Here is a 16,089-nt window from a genome sequence, read left to right as displayed (position 1 = left end):
AACTCAGGTTTACATTCGAATTTGCTGATAGTGAACGAGAACCGGATATCGGTCGTTAGACTAGGATCAATTATAAGCTGGCGCCGAACCGCTTCCGTGACGGTGGTCCTCGACTAACGCGGTGGCGTTCTTCTCTCCGTCAGGGTTAGCGATGCCGTTTTCAAAACGGCAGTCGTCGCTCACTCTTTTATACAGAAATGCGGTATGCTTCAGAACTTTCCATCGAACCTCAGGCCGATCCTCTTCCGATACTCCGACCGACCCGCAACCAGAGACGCGACGAGACGATCAGGCAGGCGCCGACGAGCCCAATAAGGGCGAATATCACCGCCCATGCGCCAAGCAGGCCCGCCGCGATGTCAGAGATATCGTCGCCGCTCTTGGTCAGAACGAACGACACCCACGTGTCGAGGTACCAGGCGCTGAACACGAGAAGCGCCTCAATTACGACGAAGTAGGTTAACAGACGGTGATTGTCGATGTAATTCCGGACGCTGTCGCCGATTCCGGAACGAGTCGGTTCGTTTCCTGTGTCCATCTCTGTCATACCCGTTTGTGCTGGATCGAATTAAACCTATGTGCCTCGGTCGAATTATCGGGAGGGATCACCCAAGACTCATCCCTGTAACCGGAAGACTGCGGCGAATCCACCGTTCTCCGAGACGTCGATCGAGAACGTGTCCTCGTGCGATAGCTCGCGCTCGTCGTAGGCGAGCGATTCCCCAGTGTCGTCGTCCCGGAACACTTCGACGCGGTACGTCCCGTTCTCGTCGAGGAAGTTGCACGCCACGTCGACGGTGGATGGTTCACCGGCCGTGATGGTTCCGAGGAACCAGCTGTCGCCGCGCCGTCGCGCGACGGTGGCTTCGGTACCGGGGTAGCCTCCTACGAACCGAGTTTCGTCCCACGCGACGGGAACGGCTTCGAGGAACTCCTCGGCCAGTGGTTGGGCCGCGTAACTCTCCACGCTGTCGGCGAAGTGCTGGAGACCGGTTTCGAAGACGGTCGAAAGCGCGAGTTCGTGGCCGACCGTCGTGGTTCGCGTCTCCGCGGAGAACGTAACGGGCGTGTAATCCATCGGTCCGAGCACGTTTCGAGTGAATGGGAGGATGACGTTGTGCTCTGGCGGCACCGTCTTCGGCACCGGGTGATAATTCTCCGCGCCGAAGACCCCTTCGTAGGTGAGCAAGTGCGGCCACCGTCGGCGCAGTCCCTTCGGGGTGATAGAGCCGTGGACGTTTAAGAGTAGCTCGTGATCGGCGGTCGCCGCGGCCAGGTCGTCGTAGAACCGCATCATCTCCTGCGTGTCGGAGTTCATGAAGTCCACTTTGACGCCGGCGACGCCCCAGGCCTTCCACCTCGAAAGACGCACGTCGCGCTTGGCCGGGGTGTCGAGGTCGGACCACCGCGACCAGACCAGTACGTCGACATCTCGTTCGTTCGCGTACTCGACGAGACCGGACAACCATTCTCGTTCCCATCCCTCGTCGACGAGAACGTACTCCCAACCGCGTTCGCTCGCGTAGTCGACGTACTCGCGTTGGGTCTCGCGGTCACCCGGACTGCCGCCGTCGGACCACCACGACCACGCGACGCGCCCCGGTTCGATCCATGACGTGTCCGCGATTCGGCATGGGTCGTTCCCGTAGGACGGCGCGTCGATGACGTCAGTTACGAGATCTGATTCCACGACTGTCGCGAGATCGCCCACGATCGCGACGCGCCACGGCGTCGCGAGTGGTCGCGTCGTGCTCACGTCCTGCGTCTCGGTCGTCATTCGGTGGTTTTCCGAATCCGGGAAGCGAACACGAAACAGCGATTCTTCCGTCTCAGTCTCGAACCGGGACGCGACGTATCGTCCGTCGACGCCCGCCTCGGTCAGGAGCACCCACCGGTCGTCTACTTCGAATAGCGACGGGAAACTGTACTGGCCGTCCGCCTCTGTTGGCGCGGTGGATCGCCATACGTCTTCGTGCTTCTTCTCGAACGGCATCAGCCAACCCCTCGCACCCTCAGGGAGGCGAAAAGCGCTCTCCTCGTCGGTTACCAGAACGGAGTTACAGCCGGGAAGCCGATACCGGTAGGCCGCCCCGTCGGTGGAAACTCGAAGATCAACGCGGATAACCGCGTCGTTGGTGTTGACGAGCATTACAGTTGCCTCGTTCGCCAGCGAATGGTGCATTCGTCGCTTGCCTGCGGGCGTCTCGTACTTCGTCTCCACCATCCGCCGCTCTCGGTGCTTGATCGAAAGACCGTCAACGAACGATTCCTCGAACGTCCGAAGGCCGAGCGGCGACCGCTCGACTACGGTCGTTTCGGCCGAGTGGACGACGAGCGTTGGTTGCCCTTGGTCGGTTAATCCGAACTCGGTCACGACCGAACCGTCGGGGCTCTCGACGCGCATTGAATCAGTGTCCTCCGCCGCGTTCTCGGCGGAGTCGCGTCCGTACAGTTCTCGCTCCGCGATTACGACTGTTGGGCGTGCTGTGGGGCATGTTTACTTGAGTCGTACCGCAGGTTGGCAAAGGACGGTCAAAAATCATACGATACGGAAGCAGCGGCGGCGGTCGTACCCTCTATCAGCGATATCACAACATATACGTGTGTGTGTCCAAATACGTCAGATGTTGAAATGGGAGACAGTACCAAGCTAGTTGATGTCGGTATCGTCGGACTCGGTTCGATGGGCCACTGGCACACGGAACTCGTCCAGAACGCCGGTTGCGAAGTCGTCGCGGGTGCCGACGTGTCACAGGACGCACGGGAGCACTACGAGGAGAAGTGGGGTATCGACACTCACGGTTCGCACGAGGCACTGTTCGAGACCGAAGATCTCGATGCCGTTATCGTATCGACTCCGAACAAGTTCCACGAGTCGGCCGCCGTGGCCGCGTTCGAGGCAGACATCGACTTATTACTGGAGAAACCGCTCGCGCATTCGTTGGAGAGCGCAGAGCGCATCGCAGAGGCGGCCGAATCGTCCAACGCCTTCGGGATGGTCGGATTCCATAACCGGTTCATGAACGCTGCCACCGCGCTCCGGGCGTACGTCGAACGCGGCGATTTGGGCGACGTGACTAGCGTCGAAACGAACTATATCCGCCGACGCGGCGTTCCGGGTCGCGGGTCGTGGTTCACGTCGAAGAACGTCGCGGGCGGGGGAGCGCTCATCGACATCGGTGTCCACATCATCGACCTGACGCTCTACGTCCTCGGCGACCCGGAGGTGACACAAGTCTCCGGCGTCACGCGACGGGAGTTCGGCCATCGCGATGACTACAAGTACCTCGAGATGTGGGGCGAAGATTCCGATGATACTCCGAGTTTCGACGTCGAGGACTCAGCAACGGCGATGATTCAAACGGCTGAGGGTCAAACGATCACCTTCGACATCGCGTGGGCGACGAACGGTAACGAAGAGGAGACCATCGCATTACGCGGCACCGACGCTGGTGCCGAACTCGACAAGCCGGAGAACGCGCTGACGCTTCACGAGACGCGGAACGTCGGCGTCGAACAGCACGTCGACTCGACGGTGACCGTCCCCGACCAAAATCGCAAGGAAGCACAGACCGAGTGCTTCCTCGGTGCCGTGACGTCAGGCACTCCGCCGAGCATCAGCACCATCGAAGAGGCGCTCACGGTCCAACGCGTCATCGAGGGTATCTACCGGTCGAGCGAACACGGTGGTCGGCCTGTCCGGTTCGATTCGAACGATATCGCGGTCGAAGAACCGCTCTCACAGGACTGAGATGCACACTGCTATCCAGTTGTTCACCGTACGAAACGTCGACGAACCGTTCCCTGAACTCGCAGAACGCGTCGCCGACGCGGGTTACGACGGTGTCGAACTCGCGGGGCTTCCCGACGACCCTGCCGCATTTGCGGACGTACTCGACGACTATGGGATTGCTTGTGCCGGTGTCCACGTCAGTCACGAGCGCCTCGATGAGGACGTTAACGCGGTGACCGACGCGGTCGAGAGCCTCGGCTGTGAATCGGTCATCATTCCGTATCTCGACGACGCCCACTTCGAGTCCGTCGACACGGTCGAGTCGACGGCGTTGTATCTCGCGGAGATCGCCGCCCGACTTAGGGCCGACGACTGCCGATTGTTCTATCACAATCACGCTCACGAATTCGTCGATGTCGACAGCCGAACCGCATTCGACCGTCTGATCGATCTCACGCCCTTGTCCGTTAATTACGAGCTCGATGTTGGCTGGGCTCGTGAGGGTGGACGGGACCCCGTCGACCTCCTATCGACGCTCGAGGGTCAATGTCCGCTCGTCCACATCAAGGACGTCCACCTCAACGACGGGTGTCCCGCGGAGATTGGCGAGGGCGACGTAGATCTCGCCGCGTGCATCGACGCCGCCGTCGAGGCAGGGACGGAGTGGTTCATTTACGAGCACGACGAGCCCGACGACCCATTCGACTCACTTCGCACCGGTGCTGAGCAGTTGGACAACTTCCTGAGCCGGTGAAACAGCCTTCCCTCATCTGATAACTCGGCTTCTCGAAGCGAAACCGACTATTCACAAGGATAGATCTGGCACAGCGCTGCGCTGTGCCCTTCCTACCGGTGTTCGGGCGGAAGTCCGTCCTCGATATCCTCGAGCGGATCGCGCTGATCGGCGAACTCCGGATTTGGACCGTCGTCGGGAGCTGCCCAATTGACCGCGTTAGCGATGACCGTGCGGACGTCATCTTGTTTGTATACCGGATACGTCTCGTGGCCCGGCCGGAAGTAGAACACGCGGCCTTCGCCGCGTTGGTAGCAACAACCAGAGCGGAATACCTCGCCGCCTTCAAACCAACTGATGGTGACGAGTGTGTCTGGCGCCGGGATGTCGAAGCGCTCCCCGTACATCTCCGCTTGCGGAATCTCGATATACTCATCGTCGAGCCCGTCGGCGATGGGATGCCCCGGCTCGACGAACCAGACACGTTCGCGCTCGCCGTCCGTTAGGCTCGTGTCGCGCCACTTCAGCGAACCGGTCGTTCCCATGAGTTCCCTGAATATTTTCGCGTAATGGCCAGAATGCAGCACCAAGAGACCCATCCCGTCAAGTACTCGTTCCTTCACTTTCTCGACGATGGCGTCGTCGACCTCGTTGTGAGCCTCGTGGCCCCACCAAAGCATGACGTCTGTCGTTTCGAGAACCTCGTCCGTCAATCCGTGTTCGGGTTCGTCGAGCGTTGCCGTGCGCACGTCGTGACCTTCGTCTTCGAGGATCGCGGCGAGTTCGGCGTGAATCCCGTCCGGGTAGAGTTCGCGTCCGCGTTCATGTTTCGTCTCGCTACGATGTTCGTTCCATACGGTAACCTGAACCATCGTACCCCAACAGGGTTCGTCGGCATGCAAAAAGATATCTATCACCGAGTGATGTGTATACGCGATCCACCTCATTGCGTAATCGCTCATTCGGCAAGAAATAAGTGCGGACACGCTAGAGCGGAGATATGGAACGAGCACTAGCGGTCGTCGATCTGGACGAGCGCTCGAAGGAGATGGTTCGAGAAGCGGGCGAACTCGCGGCTGGCGTCGACGCCGAAGTTGTAATCCTGCACGTAACGACTGAAGAGGAATTCAACGACAATCAAGACCAGCTCGCTGAAGTGACTGAAACATCGGTGTACGGCGTCGAGACGGCCCTCGAGGGTGCGCGGCAGTACGCGGCCAATCTCGCTCAGGAACTGCTGAGCGATCTGGACGTGTCTGTCACGTCAGTCGGTGCTCTCGGAGAGAAGCGCGACGAGATACTGTCGACGGCGCGCAAGCACGACTGCGACTACGTGTTCGTCACCGGTCGGGAGCGGTCACCAACGGGGAAGGCGCTTTTCGGCGACGACACGCAGTCGATCATTCTCAATTTCGACGGTTCCGTCGTCGTTCGAACTGGATGAGGTGAGTTAGTCGACCGTTTGCTGCAGAGTAAAAACGTTTAACACACCGTACGATATTGGTGAACTGTAGCATGGAGAGCACGTACTCAGCCGACGTACCGTTTCGTGCGGGAATTATCGGAACTGGCTTTCTCGGAAAGGCGATGGGACGAGAGTTCCTCCGCCACGACCGGGCGACGGTTAGCGCAATCGCCGAGCTAAATCCGGATATCCTTGCCGAGGCGGGGGACGAACTTGATGTTTCCGAAGGATCGCAGTACGAGGACTACGAGCTAATGTTAGAGGACGAGGATCTCGACGGGTTGGTGATAACGACGCCACACGGCCTCCACCACGAACAGATCGTCGCCGGATTGGAATACGACCTCCACGTCCTCTGTGAGAAGCCGCTGTGTACGTCGCTCGACGACGCGAAGGATCTCGCCCATCGGGTCGAACAGTCGGATCGAACCGTGATGCTCGGTTATCAACGACACCTCGACACTTCCTTCCGGACAGCCCGCGAATACTGGAATGAGCGCGATACGAGTCCTGAGTTCGTCACCGCCGAAATCACCCAAGACTGGATCAACGCCGTCGGCGGGTCCTGGAAGGCCAACCCGGAATTGAGCGGCGGCGGGCAGTTGTACGATTCGGGGAGTCACGTCGTCGACGCGGTGCTGTGGGTGATGGACGAGACGCCGTCTTCGGTAACCGCACAGATGACGTTCCACGACGACGAGGAACGGGTCGATATCCAAGCGGGGCTTACCGTCCAGTTCGAGAACGATAGCGTCGCGTCCATCGCCGTCTCGGGGGACGCGCCGCGCGTGAGCGAGACGTACCGGTTCTGGGGCGATGACGGCGCGACGCTCATCGATGGTCACGAGTGGAACCCGCGGAGGTTCCGCACGGTCGATACCGATGGCGACATCCACACGCCGAACATCAATCTCGGTTCGGAACTCCCGAAAGCTGATGCCTTCATCGAAGCTATCGAAACCGACAGCGAACCGCCGGCCACCGTTCACGATGGCCTGCTGTCGACGGCGGTGACCGAAGCGGCCTACGAGTCCGCCTGGTCCGGAGAACTGGTTGATGTCGACCTTGACTACTGACACTGGAAGACGATGAGCAAGTACAGACACTTCTCCGAAGCGGAGGCGGAGGTGCTCGCCGAGCGTATCGGGATGGAACTCACCGAGGGCGAGGCGAAGTCCGCCGCCGGATACTCAGACGTGGACATCTACGAGACGCTGGAAACGACCCCGATAGATTCGCTCAGAGACCGGGGTGGAGACGGTGACACGTTCATCACATCACCGTACCGCCCGCCGACCGACGATAACCCGTACAATGCTTGGATAACGAGGTTCGAACTGGAGCGCGACGATGCGAGCGGAGTCCTCGCCGGCGTTCGCGTCGGAGTGAAAGATAACATCGCCGTCCACGGCGTCGAGACGACGAACGCCTCGCACGGGTTCGAAGGAATCGTCCCCGGCGAACACGCGACGGTCGTCGACCGACTCCTCGAGGCGGGGGCGCGTCTGCGGGGAAAGACGAACCTCGACGAGATGGCGATGGGACCGACCTCGGAGAGCAGCGCGTACGGTCCGTCGACCAATCCCGTCGATCCGAATCACGTGGCAGGCGGCTCGTCGGGCGGAAGCGGAGCCGCCGTCGCTGCGGGCGATGTGGACTTCGCCCTCGGCTCCGACACGGGCGGCAGTATCCGTATCCCGGCGAGTTACTGCGGCGTCGTTGGCTTGAAACCCACGCACGGACGCGTCCCGAAGCGCGGATTCTTTACGCAGGGCGACTCGCTCGAAGACATCGGCCCGATGGCCGTGGACGTCGAGACGGCGGCGAAGGCGATGGACGTCATCGCTGATGCTCCAGGCGGTAAACGGATAACGAACGAGGGGAATCGGTCGTTTGCGACCGATATCGGAACCGACCTCGGCGACGTGACCGTGGGCGTCCTCGAGAACTATTTCGAAGGGTTTGCGACCGACGCGGTCGCCGCGACGGTGCGCGATGCGGTCGCCGACCTTGAATCGCTCGGCGCTAGCGTGACGTCGGTCGAGATTCCTGAACTCGAACACGTCGGGGCAGCGTGGTGGGGTATCGGGCCCGTGGAGTTTGCCGCCGCGTACCTGACCAACGACGTCGGACTCTGGCGACGCCGCGCCAGCATCGAGAGCCTGACCGCCGGGTTCGAGCGGGTTCGTCGCGGGTCGAGCGCCGACATCGGGACGGTTCCGAAGGAGGTCATCCTCCTCGGTGCGCACCTGCTGTACAACCATGGCGCGCGCCACTACGCCCGAGCACAGAACCTTCGAACCGCTCTCACCGAGGTCGTCGACGAGGTGTTTACTGAGGTGGACGTGCTGGTCGCGCCCTCGACGCCGACAACGGCGCTCGAACTCGGAGCGTTCGGTAACGAGGATATGCCCTCGCCGAACGGCTCGCTCACGCCCGCGAACGTAACCGGTCATCCGGCACTGAGCGTTCCTTGTGGGGAAGTGGAAAACCTCCCCGTCGGGATGCAACTCGTGGGCGCCTGGCACGACGACGGGACACTCCTCGATGTGGCGTACGAGTACAAGCGGAACGCGTGAACTACCCCACCCTACCGCTCGGGCTGACGCCCTCGCGTTTGAGGGTGGGCTTCCTGCTACAACAACGTGCTTTGCAGAAACGGGCGTATCCACAGGGTCACGCGGAGTCCGTACTAGTTAGAAGGCGGTAGACGATTCGGCAGGCGTCACCCCGTGAGAGCTCGTCCGCACCACTCAGACCACAATCGTCCGCCGCGGTGCGAGGCGAGCAGTCATCGGAAATAATCCGCATTCCTCTTCCCTTACACGCTTGTCGAACGTCGTCGATGAATTCTCGGGCGCTCTCGACGTTATTACCGGGCGTCGAAGGGAGAACGCGTGCACGTTCGGTCGCATCTCGAGTGGAGTCGTCCGGGGCGTTCGCGAGAAGCGTAGCGGTCGAACGTGCCCATACTTCGGCCGTGTTCTCGTCCAGTGGGGCCTCCGGTCGGGCTTCGTATCCACGGAAGAACCCTTTCGTGGCGAGGAACTGGACGGCCGGCACCCACGCTTCATCGGTTTTCGCGTCGAAGTCGGCGAAGAACGCGAGCGTGTTCCCGACCTCCACGAGCCGACGCTGTAAGTCGGTCGGATCGAGCGTGCCTGGGACGGTACCGCGTTCGAGCGACTCGGCCGCGGCGATGCCTGCCACCTCTCCGAGTTGGATCCACGTCGGCTCCAGCCGAATTGTCTGAAAGCCGACGTGACTCGCGGATATCGCCATAGGGACGAGGAGGTTGTCGGCGTCTTCGGGGACAATGCATCCGTAGGGAATCTGGGAAGGAACCGTCAGCTCGGTCAGGAAGAATCGACCGTCTGCGGTCGTACCGGTTCGACGAACCGGTCGAACGTCGTGAGCGTCAAGCGGATACTCGGCGATGGCGACCGCGGTCTCGTTGATCGGCGCGCGGTCAAGCCCCTCCGCCAGGAGGGCGTCATGCTCTGTGAAGGTTTCCCGCCCTTTGATCCGGCGCGCTTCGCGGACGTAGAGCTGGAACGGAACGTTATCGTTGTCCTCAAACTCGTCTGCCGCCAGCCCCCACTTGCGAGCTCGTTCCTGCAATCGCGAGGGAACCGCGTCGTCGTTCTGGAGGAAGTAGAGGAACCCGATGACGTAGTCGCGGTGGCGCTTTGCAATCTCTTCGCGCTCGTCCCAATCGGCCTCGGGGTAAGCGTCGGATTCTCCCACGAGGTCGCAGGTGTTCAGATCGTGTTTGTCGTTCGGAAGCTTCCCCCATTCGAAGTCGCCGCCCTGAAACAGCCCCAGCAGTTCTGTTCCAGAACGCTCGAGTAGCGACGTCTGGGCCGGGCAGGGGAGCGATTCGGTCTCGATTGGGTCGACGGGACGATAGGGATCGTCTTCCAGCCGCGTCCACCGGTTCTCGTCGCCGACATCCGGCGGCCCATCGCCTTCCATCCACCGTGTCATGGCGTCTGCTAGGGCGTCCGACGTCCGAGAGCGGAGGCCCGCCGCCATTCCGTCTTCGATACCTCGTTCGTCGAGGTACGCCACCATCTCCTCCCACGATTTTACGATCCAGAGGTACTCCCGTCGGTCGTAGCCGTCCGGCTTCTCGGGATTGCGCCGGTTGTCCGGGTCGCTACACAGGCACAATCGGTAGTTGTACGATTGAACCGCGTCGTCGCCCTCGCCGGTGGTTCCCGGTCGCAGCGAGGCGTCGTTTTCGGTGTCGACGAAGACCCGTCCAGCGAAGCGTTCACCGTACTCCTCGCGGGACTCCCGACCCACCCGGTAGGGGATGCCAGCGATGGCGGCGAGGTCTCCCTCGTAGGTCGCATCGATGAACACCGACGCATCGACCAGCACGGACGGCTCGTCGGCGAATGATTCGAGGGTGACACACCGGACGCGCGAGCCCTCTCGTTCGGCGCTCACCGGATACCGTCGTCGCCGAACCGTGAGTGCCGGCACGTCGACCATCTCCTCGAAGATCCCTTCGGCGACGTGGGGTTCGAAGAACAGTCCCGCATTGCAGTTTCGGTACTGCTCCGACGTGTCACCATAGGTTTCCCGGTAATGCGTTCGAACCCACTCGAAGAACTCGTCCAATAGCGGAGCCCGCGCTTTCCGCGGACTGAGCAGCGTGTCGGTTACGCCTAGCCCGCTGGCCATCATACCGCCGAGGTGGTCGTTAAGCGCCACGAGACACGTCTCCCGACCGGCGCGGGCGGCGTGAACGGCCGCCATTACGCCACCAGGCGTCGCACCGATGACAGCAACGTCGTACGATACCATGTAACATTAACTCGCAGTCTAGATGAGCGTATAAACCTTCTCCTCAAATCGATTTCGCATGCTTCTCGACACCGAAAACGGGTCGACCGGACACCGTTCCGGCGGACGTGAGCTCACCTTCTATGGTATCTTTCGAACCTCAAACTGCCGCCGCCTCGTCGACGGAGCACTTGAGGGCGTCGACGGCGACGTCTCGGTGGTCGGGATTGGTCAGTGCAGGGGTTTGCCATCGGAAACCCCGTCGCGGCGACGTCGAGACCCGCACCGCGGAACGTCTCGACCGCGACATCCGCCGGCTCCGTCTGTCAGTCGAAGTATTCGACGGTAGCCACATCCGTCTCAGCAAGTCCAGTAGTGGTCTCTTCAACGTCGCTGTCCGGGAAGAGAATCGCAAGCGGTACACTCAGTTCGAAAATAGTAATTGCTCACGTGAAGCAGGAATGTAGATTCTGACGGAGTGTTTCTCGGTTTTCCGTACACCACAACCGATAGAGGGAGGAAACGAAGCAGGTGAGAGACGGAACGTCAACGGTGGCGGAGAGAATCGAAGAGGTGCCCGCCCGACACGACGGCGATGAGAGAGAATCTATAAAACCTTGCCCTTAGATAACACGAATCGTTCAGATGAATACTATCGACGAGATATTCGTCGTCCACCACTGTCACACGGACATCGGATACACGCATGACCAGCCCGTCGTCTGGGATCTCCAGCGACGGTTCATCGACAAGGCGATCGATTTGGCGGAACGGAATATCGACCGCCCACAACCCGAAGCGTTTCGATGGACGGTCGAGACGACGGCACCGCTGTTGCGTTGGCTTCGAACTGCGTCAGACGAGAATGTCGCGCGGTTTCGTGCGTTGGAGGAGCGCGGCCGAATCGAGGTGGCGGGGATGTTCGGGAACCTCACACCACTGTACGACCAGTCGGAACTTCTCGAATCACTCCGCCCGGTGCGTCACCTGCGCGAGGAGTACGGGTTCGAGATCCGCACCGGGATGAACGGCGACGTAAACGGTCACAACTGGCCACTGGTCGACCGTCTGCTCGATGCGGGCATCGACGGGTTCTCCATGGCCGTGAACCGCCATTGGGGCGGTGCCCCGTTAGAGCGACCGCTCGCCTTCCGCTGGGAAGGTCCGAGCGGTCGAACCCTGCGAACCTACAACGGGTTCCAATACGGTGGCGGTTACAACATGGGCATCGGTCGAGACGCCGATGATCTTCGTACCCGGTGGCTGCCGCGACTCGAGGACCACTTAGACCGCATCGACTACGACCTGCCAATCCTCATGATCCAGACCACCCATCCGTTTTTCGACAACAACCCGCCGTTCGACACCCTCCCCTCGTTCGTCGCCAAGTGGAACGACGACCCCGCCGTCGCGGGCGGCGACCTCCCGTCGCTGCGACTTGCGACGCCATCCGAGTGGTGGGACGCCGTCGACGACTCCGACGTGACGCTCCCGGTCCACCGTGGCGACTGGACCGACTACTGGAACTTCGGCTCTATTACCAGCGCACGCGAGACGGCGATCAACCGCGAGAGCCGACGCCGACTCGGTACCGCGGATGCTCTGGAGGCCGCACTGACCGCGGCCGGGCGTGGCAAAGGCGAACGGTCTCCCATCCGGCGGAGCGCCCCAGGACGACGCGAACAGGCATGGTGGAGCATTGCAATGTACGACGAGCACACGTGGGGCGCGGACGTCTCAGTCGAACACGCCGAGTCGGACGACACGCGCAGTCAGTGGACTCACAAAGCGAAGCAGGCCTACGACGCTCGAAGTGCGAGTCTCCTACTGCGGCGCGACGCCATCGCCGAACTTACCCGGCACGTGGCCGAGGAGGTGGACGAATGACCGACTACTCGGGGGTTCTCGTCGCGAATCCGCTTCCGTGGGATCGGACGGTCTCCGGCCCCGTCTCGAAGTACGCCATCAACGCTCGGGGACAGCCTGATGACGAACTTTCTGCCCGACACTGGCAAGACCGGGCGTTCAACGACAATGCGTACCTGCTTCCCCGAACCGAAGTCCCAGGGAACGGATACACCGTCGTCCCTGTCGACGAATTACTGTCGAACGAAGGGTGGCCGTCCGACGAACGGCGAACCGTCGAGACCGATGCGTTCCGAATTACGTTCGACCGGGAGCGCGGCGGCATCGGCGGATGGTGGGATAAACACCTTGACTGCGAGTGGGTCGACGAGACGGCCGAGTACCCGGTGGCCGGCGTCGTCCGAGAGCGCTTGGCAGATGAGAACCACGAGGCACCACGGGATCAACTATTTCGCGCTCCGGAGGCTGGGGACGCCAATCCGAACGGTCTCTGGAATGCGGCTCCGGGGCTCGTGGAGGATCGGGGGTTAGAACCGTGGGAGTCCCCTCGATTGGGCTATCAGCCTGACTGGCGAGCGGAGCGGTACGGCCCAGAGCGCGTCACCGCCCACCGAGTCTACCGGACGCCACTAGGGTACGATGTCCGGCAGTCGTTGACGGTATCCGGCCTCGACAGTGCCGTTGATCTCCGGGTGTTCGTTCCCGACGAAGGTCGCAACGTCGTGGTCGAGGCGACCTGGGAGGAGGGTCGGTGCACGCATCCGTCCTCAACGTACCTCGCGTTTCCTCTTTCGCTCTCAGACCCAGAAGCGCACGTTGACGTCGGCGGGCAGGCGATGCGGCCCGGGCGAGACCAGCTTTCGGGTTGTAACCGCGACTTCTACACCGTCCAGCGCTGGACGGAACTGTCGAACGACGAGCGAGGGATGACGGTGGGATGTCCGCTGAATCCCCTCATTCAGTTCGGTGATTTCCACTTCGGGAAGAATCGAGAGGAGTTCTCGCTTGACCAGGCGCTGGTGCTCGGGTGGGTTGCGACGAACTACTATAATACGAACTTCCGCGCACACCAACCGGGCGTCGTCAGGGCGCGGTACCACCTCCGGCCTCACGAGGGTGGCTTCGACGAGGCGCGTGCCCACCGTGCGGGCGCGGAGGCGGATCACTGGAACGTGTTCGCCCAGCCGCTCGTGGAGGGGGGAGCATCGCCGAAGTTCCCTCGTTCCGGCCACTGGTTTGACCTTCCCGAGCCGCCCGTGCTGGTGCTCTTCGTCCGACCAGCGGGGAGGGCGGACGCCTTCCTCGACCCGGACGCGGTCGCCGACGAGACTACCCTCGATGGCCAGGTCGAGGTCGGTCTATTGAACGCGAGCGACGACGCCCGAACCGCGACGGTCGCCTCCGGCGTGCTCGAAATTACGGGCGCGCGAGCAGTGGGGGTGCTAGGCGAAGAGATGGACGGTCCGGCACTCGACGTGGACGACGACTGCGTTGTAGTCGATATCGACCCGCGGACGGTGCGCGTCGTTCGTCTCACCTTTAGGGGGCGAACATGAAGGCGAGCGAGATTCGCGACTACCTGCGGTCGCTCGACGGGGGATGGGTGGACTGGGACGACACGGTTGATACGTTCAAGGCAGGCGACCCGAACGCAGAGGTTGAAGGCGTCGCGGTCGGCTGGATGAGTTACGCGTGGGCCCTCGAACGCTCCGTCGAACTCGGCTGCAACCTCTTCGTCACCCACGAGGGCACGTACTACGATCACGAAGCGGAGCCGATTCGAGAGAACCATCCGCCAAGCGTCGTCGAGTTGATCGACGAGAAGCAAGCGTTCATCGAGAAACACGACCTCGTGATCCTCCGGTGCCACGACCTCTGGGATCAATACCCGAAGATCGGCGTTCCGGACGCATGGGGACACCACCTCGACTTCACGGAAGCCGATGAAGTGACTGCAGGAGAGATGCCGGTGCCGCCCGCAGCGTTTGGGAGCGGCGACTATTACCGCGTTTACGAAGTCGACGAGCGAACCGCCAGAGAGGCGGCTCGCGGAATCGCCAGTTCGGTTCAGGACGTCGGTCAGAATGCGGTAGAACTGCTCGGCGACAGGGAAACTCCCGTCTCGCGAATCGTCGTCGGCACTGGTGCTATCACGCCCTTCCGACACATGTTCGACGCGTACGACCCGGACATGGTCGTCTGCTCCGACGACGGGTTCACCTACTGGCGGGACGGGCACGTCGCGGTCGACGCGGACGTGCCGGTCGTCGTCGTCAATCACGCGACCAGTGAGGTGCGGAGCATCGAATTGCTCGCCGAACACCTCGACGATGCATTCCCCGGTACGCCGGTTCATCACGTCGAGCAGGGCTGCATGTTCGAACTGGTGGAGGGTAGCGAAAGTACTTCGAACGACTGAGACGGCGGTCGGAAGAACTCGTGGAACGCCGCCAATCAAACCGCGGTGGGTGGCGGTCGCCGAGTCGGAGTGGTCGAACCGAGGCGCTTTGAACGGGCCGACCGGAAGTCGGAATCGGCAAGCGCTTTTCGCATTGGAGCGACCGTCTGCGGGAACTACGACAGACCGTGTTCGGCCATCTTCTCGCGGAGGAATCGCGCAGAACGATCAAGATGCTCTTTCCCTTTCTTGGCGTTGTACCCGTCTTCGATGGAAATCCAGCCGTCGAAGCCCGCCTCGTCGAGGAGCGAGAACACGGCGTCATAGTCGATCATCCCCTCGCCGACGACGCCGTGCTGGAGGATGTCGGCGTATCCCTCCCCGCCTTCGGCTTCCATCTCGCGGAGATCCTCGACCGTTCCGCCTTCGAGATATCGGTCGCTAGCGTGCATCGTGACGACGCGTTCTTTGACAGCATCGAGTAGTTCAATCGGATCATCACCGGCGATGATGGCGTTCGAAGGGTCGTAGTTGACACCGAACCATGGGCTCTCGTCGATGCGATCGAGCAGGTCGAGGAACACGTTCATCTGCTGGGCGAACTCGGGGTGGTTCCAGTAGTCGTCTTTGTAGTGATTCTCGAGGACGAGCGTTACCTCGTGGTCGGCAGCGTGAGAGAGCAGTTCGTCGATGCAGTCGCTCACCCACGTCAATCCTTCTTCTCGGGAAACATCGGGTCGTCGCTGCCCCGAGAGCACGCGACAGTAACCGCCACCGAGACGGGCGGTTGCTTCGATGGCTCGTCTTTCTTGTTTGACCTCCTCCCGTCGCACTTCCGGGTCGGGATGTGTGAAGTCCGGAGAGTAGCACATCATCGGAATCGAAAGTCCTCGCTCGCTTGCGGCTGATCTGAGGCGATCGAGTTCTTCACGGTCGTCCGCCGGTGTGATGCCCCAGTAGAACTCGACTCCGTCAACGTCGATGTCGGCGGCGACGTCGAACCATTCCTCGAGACTCATCTCTCCGTCCACCAGCCGGCCGAGGTAGCACTTCGGGAACGCGGCGAGGGGCATGTCAGGCGGGCACCTCCATCGACTCGA

13 protein-coding genes are annotated in these 16,089 nt (G+C 61.6%); 8 read left to right on the top strand and 5 right to left on the bottom strand.

Translation table 11 applies throughout. The annotated features are described in order from the left end of the window. Positions 1 to 229 precede the first annotated feature (229 nt). Entirely contained in the window at positions 230 to 547 is a 318-nt protein-coding gene (locus LIX00_RS17625) for a hypothetical protein (protein ID WP_227355852.1), read from the bottom strand. A gap of 69 nt (positions 548 to 616) precedes the next feature. Further along, on the bottom strand, positions 617 to 2,404 hold the full coding sequence (locus tag LIX00_RS17620) for a glycoside hydrolase family 97 protein (protein WP_227355851.1): 1,788 nt from the start codon (positions 2,402 to 2,404) through the stop codon (positions 617 to 619). 228 nt (positions 2,405 to 2,632) lie between these two features. Here LIX00_RS17620 and LIX00_RS17615 point away from each other — a divergent pair, with 228 nt between their 5' ends. Next, positions 2,633 to 3,751, top strand: coding sequence for a Gfo/Idh/MocA family protein (locus LIX00_RS17615; RefSeq protein WP_227355850.1), 1,119 nt, complete (start codon positions 2,633 to 2,635; stop codon positions 3,749 to 3,751). Beyond that, positions 3,687 to 4,487: a sugar phosphate isomerase/epimerase family protein gene (locus tag LIX00_RS17610; protein ID WP_227355849.1), complete on the top strand. Its 801-nt coding sequence runs from the start codon at positions 3,687 to 3,689 to the stop codon at positions 4,485 to 4,487. The genes LIX00_RS17615 and LIX00_RS17610 overlap by 65 nt, the downstream gene beginning before the upstream one ends. Positions 4,488 to 4,579: 92 nt before the next feature. Here the strand turns inward: LIX00_RS17610 and LIX00_RS17605 are convergent, their stop codons facing one another. Beyond that, positions 4,580 to 5,338 (bottom strand): ThuA domain-containing protein, encoded by a 759-nt coding sequence (locus tag LIX00_RS17605; protein WP_227356170.1) that lies wholly within the window; start codon positions 5,336 to 5,338, stop codon positions 4,580 to 4,582. Between the two features lie 128 nt (positions 5,339 to 5,466). On the opposite strand from LIX00_RS17605, the gene LIX00_RS17600 reads away from it, so the two are divergent. The 3 genes from LIX00_RS17600 (at position 5,467) to LIX00_RS17590 (ending at position 8,510) form a co-directional block, all read left to right on the top strand. Continuing rightward, on the top strand, positions 5,467 to 5,910 hold the full coding sequence (locus tag LIX00_RS17600) for a universal stress protein (RefSeq protein ID WP_227355848.1): 444 nt from the start codon (positions 5,467 to 5,469) through the stop codon (positions 5,908 to 5,910). 71 nt (positions 5,911 to 5,981) lie between these two features. Further along, complete coding sequence (locus tag LIX00_RS17595; RefSeq protein ID WP_227355847.1) at positions 5,982 to 7,007, top strand: Gfo/Idh/MocA family protein; 1,026 nt, start codon at positions 5,982 to 5,984, stop codon at positions 7,005 to 7,007. 12 nt (positions 7,008 to 7,019) lie between these two features. After that, positions 7,020 to 8,510 (top strand): amidase, encoded by a 1,491-nt coding sequence (locus tag LIX00_RS17590; RefSeq protein WP_227355846.1) that lies wholly within the window; start codon positions 7,020 to 7,022, stop codon positions 8,508 to 8,510. Between the two features lie 97 nt (positions 8,511 to 8,607). On the opposite strand, the gene LIX00_RS17585 is transcribed toward LIX00_RS17590, so the two are convergent. Then, positions 8,608 to 10,746 (bottom strand): FAD-dependent oxidoreductase, encoded by a 2,139-nt coding sequence (locus tag LIX00_RS17585; RefSeq protein WP_227355845.1) that lies wholly within the window; start codon positions 10,744 to 10,746, stop codon positions 8,608 to 8,610. Positions 10,747 to 11,370: 624 nt separating this feature from the next. Here LIX00_RS17585 and LIX00_RS17580 point away from each other — a divergent pair. Genes LIX00_RS17580 through LIX00_RS17570 form a run of 3 tightly spaced genes read left to right on the top strand, consistent with a single transcriptional unit; the run spans position 11,371 to position 15,010 of the window. Then, complete coding sequence (locus LIX00_RS17580) at positions 11,371 to 12,612, top strand: glycoside hydrolase family 38 N-terminal domain-containing protein (protein ID WP_227355844.1); 1,242 nt, start codon at positions 11,371 to 11,373, stop codon at positions 12,610 to 12,612. Continuing rightward, entirely contained in the window at positions 12,609 to 14,147 is a 1,539-nt protein-coding gene (locus LIX00_RS17575; protein ID WP_227355843.1) for an alpha-mannosidase, read from the top strand. The genes LIX00_RS17580 and LIX00_RS17575 overlap by 4 nt, the downstream gene beginning before the upstream one ends. Continuing rightward, positions 14,144 to 15,010 carry a Nif3-like dinuclear metal center hexameric protein gene (locus LIX00_RS17570; protein WP_227355842.1) on the top strand — a complete coding sequence of 289 codons (867 nt, stop codon included), beginning with the start codon at positions 14,144 to 14,146 and terminating at the stop codon, positions 15,008 to 15,010. The genes LIX00_RS17575 and LIX00_RS17570 overlap by 4 nt, the downstream gene beginning before the upstream one ends. Positions 15,011 to 15,165: 155 nt before the next feature. Here the strand turns inward: LIX00_RS17570 and LIX00_RS17565 are convergent, their stop codons facing one another. Continuing rightward, entirely contained in the window at positions 15,166 to 16,008 is an 843-nt protein-coding gene (locus LIX00_RS17565) for a sugar phosphate isomerase/epimerase family protein (protein WP_438267080.1), read from the bottom strand. Positions 16,009 to 16,089: the final 81 nt, after the last annotated feature.

This window comes from Haladaptatus salinisoli, assembly GCF_020614375.1.
Classification (GTDB): Archaea; Halobacteriota; Halobacteria; order Halobacteriales; family Haladaptataceae; genus Haladaptatus; species Haladaptatus salinisoli.
This window is presented reverse-complemented; position numbering and strand designations above follow the sequence as displayed.

What these genes read in the sequence shown, in the direction of transcription:
- LIX00_RS17625 (WP_227355852.1), bottom strand. Translation starts at nt 547, where the DNA reads ATGACAGAGATGGACACAGGAAACGAACCGACTCGTTCCGGAATCGGC.
- LIX00_RS17620 (WP_227355851.1), bottom strand. Translation starts at nt 2,404, where the DNA reads ATGCGCGTCGAGAGCCCCGACGGTTCGGTCGTGACCGAGTTCGGATTA.
- LIX00_RS17615 (WP_227355850.1), top strand. Translation starts at nt 2,633, where the DNA reads ATGGGAGACAGTACCAAGCTAGTTGATGTCGGTATCGTCGGACTCGGT.
- LIX00_RS17605 (WP_227356170.1), bottom strand. Translation starts at nt 5,338, where the DNA reads ATGGTTCAGGTTACCGTATGGAACGAACATCGTAGCGAGACGAAACAT.
- LIX00_RS17600 (WP_227355848.1), top strand. Translation starts at nt 5,467, where the DNA reads ATGGAACGAGCACTAGCGGTCGTCGATCTGGACGAGCGCTCGAAGGAG.
- LIX00_RS17595 (WP_227355847.1), top strand. Translation starts at nt 5,982, where the DNA reads ATGGAGAGCACGTACTCAGCCGACGTACCGTTTCGTGCGGGAATTATC.
- LIX00_RS17590 (WP_227355846.1), top strand. Translation starts at nt 7,020, where the DNA reads ATGAGCAAGTACAGACACTTCTCCGAAGCGGAGGCGGAGGTGCTCGCC.
- LIX00_RS17585 (WP_227355845.1), bottom strand. Translation starts at nt 10,746, where the DNA reads ATGGTATCGTACGACGTTGCTGTCATCGGTGCGACGCCTGGTGGCGTA.
- LIX00_RS17580 (WP_227355844.1), top strand. Translation starts at nt 11,371, where the DNA reads ATGAATACTATCGACGAGATATTCGTCGTCCACCACTGTCACACGGAC.
- LIX00_RS17575 (WP_227355843.1), top strand. Translation starts at nt 12,609, where the DNA reads ATGACCGACTACTCGGGGGTTCTCGTCGCGAATCCGCTTCCGTGGGAT.
- LIX00_RS17570 (WP_227355842.1), top strand. Translation starts at nt 14,144, where the DNA reads ATGAAGGCGAGCGAGATTCGCGACTACCTGCGGTCGCTCGACGGGGGA.
- LIX00_RS17565 (WP_438267080.1), bottom strand. Translation starts at nt 16,008, where the DNA reads ATGAGTCTCGAGGAATGGTTCGACGTCGCCGCCGACATCGACGTTGAC.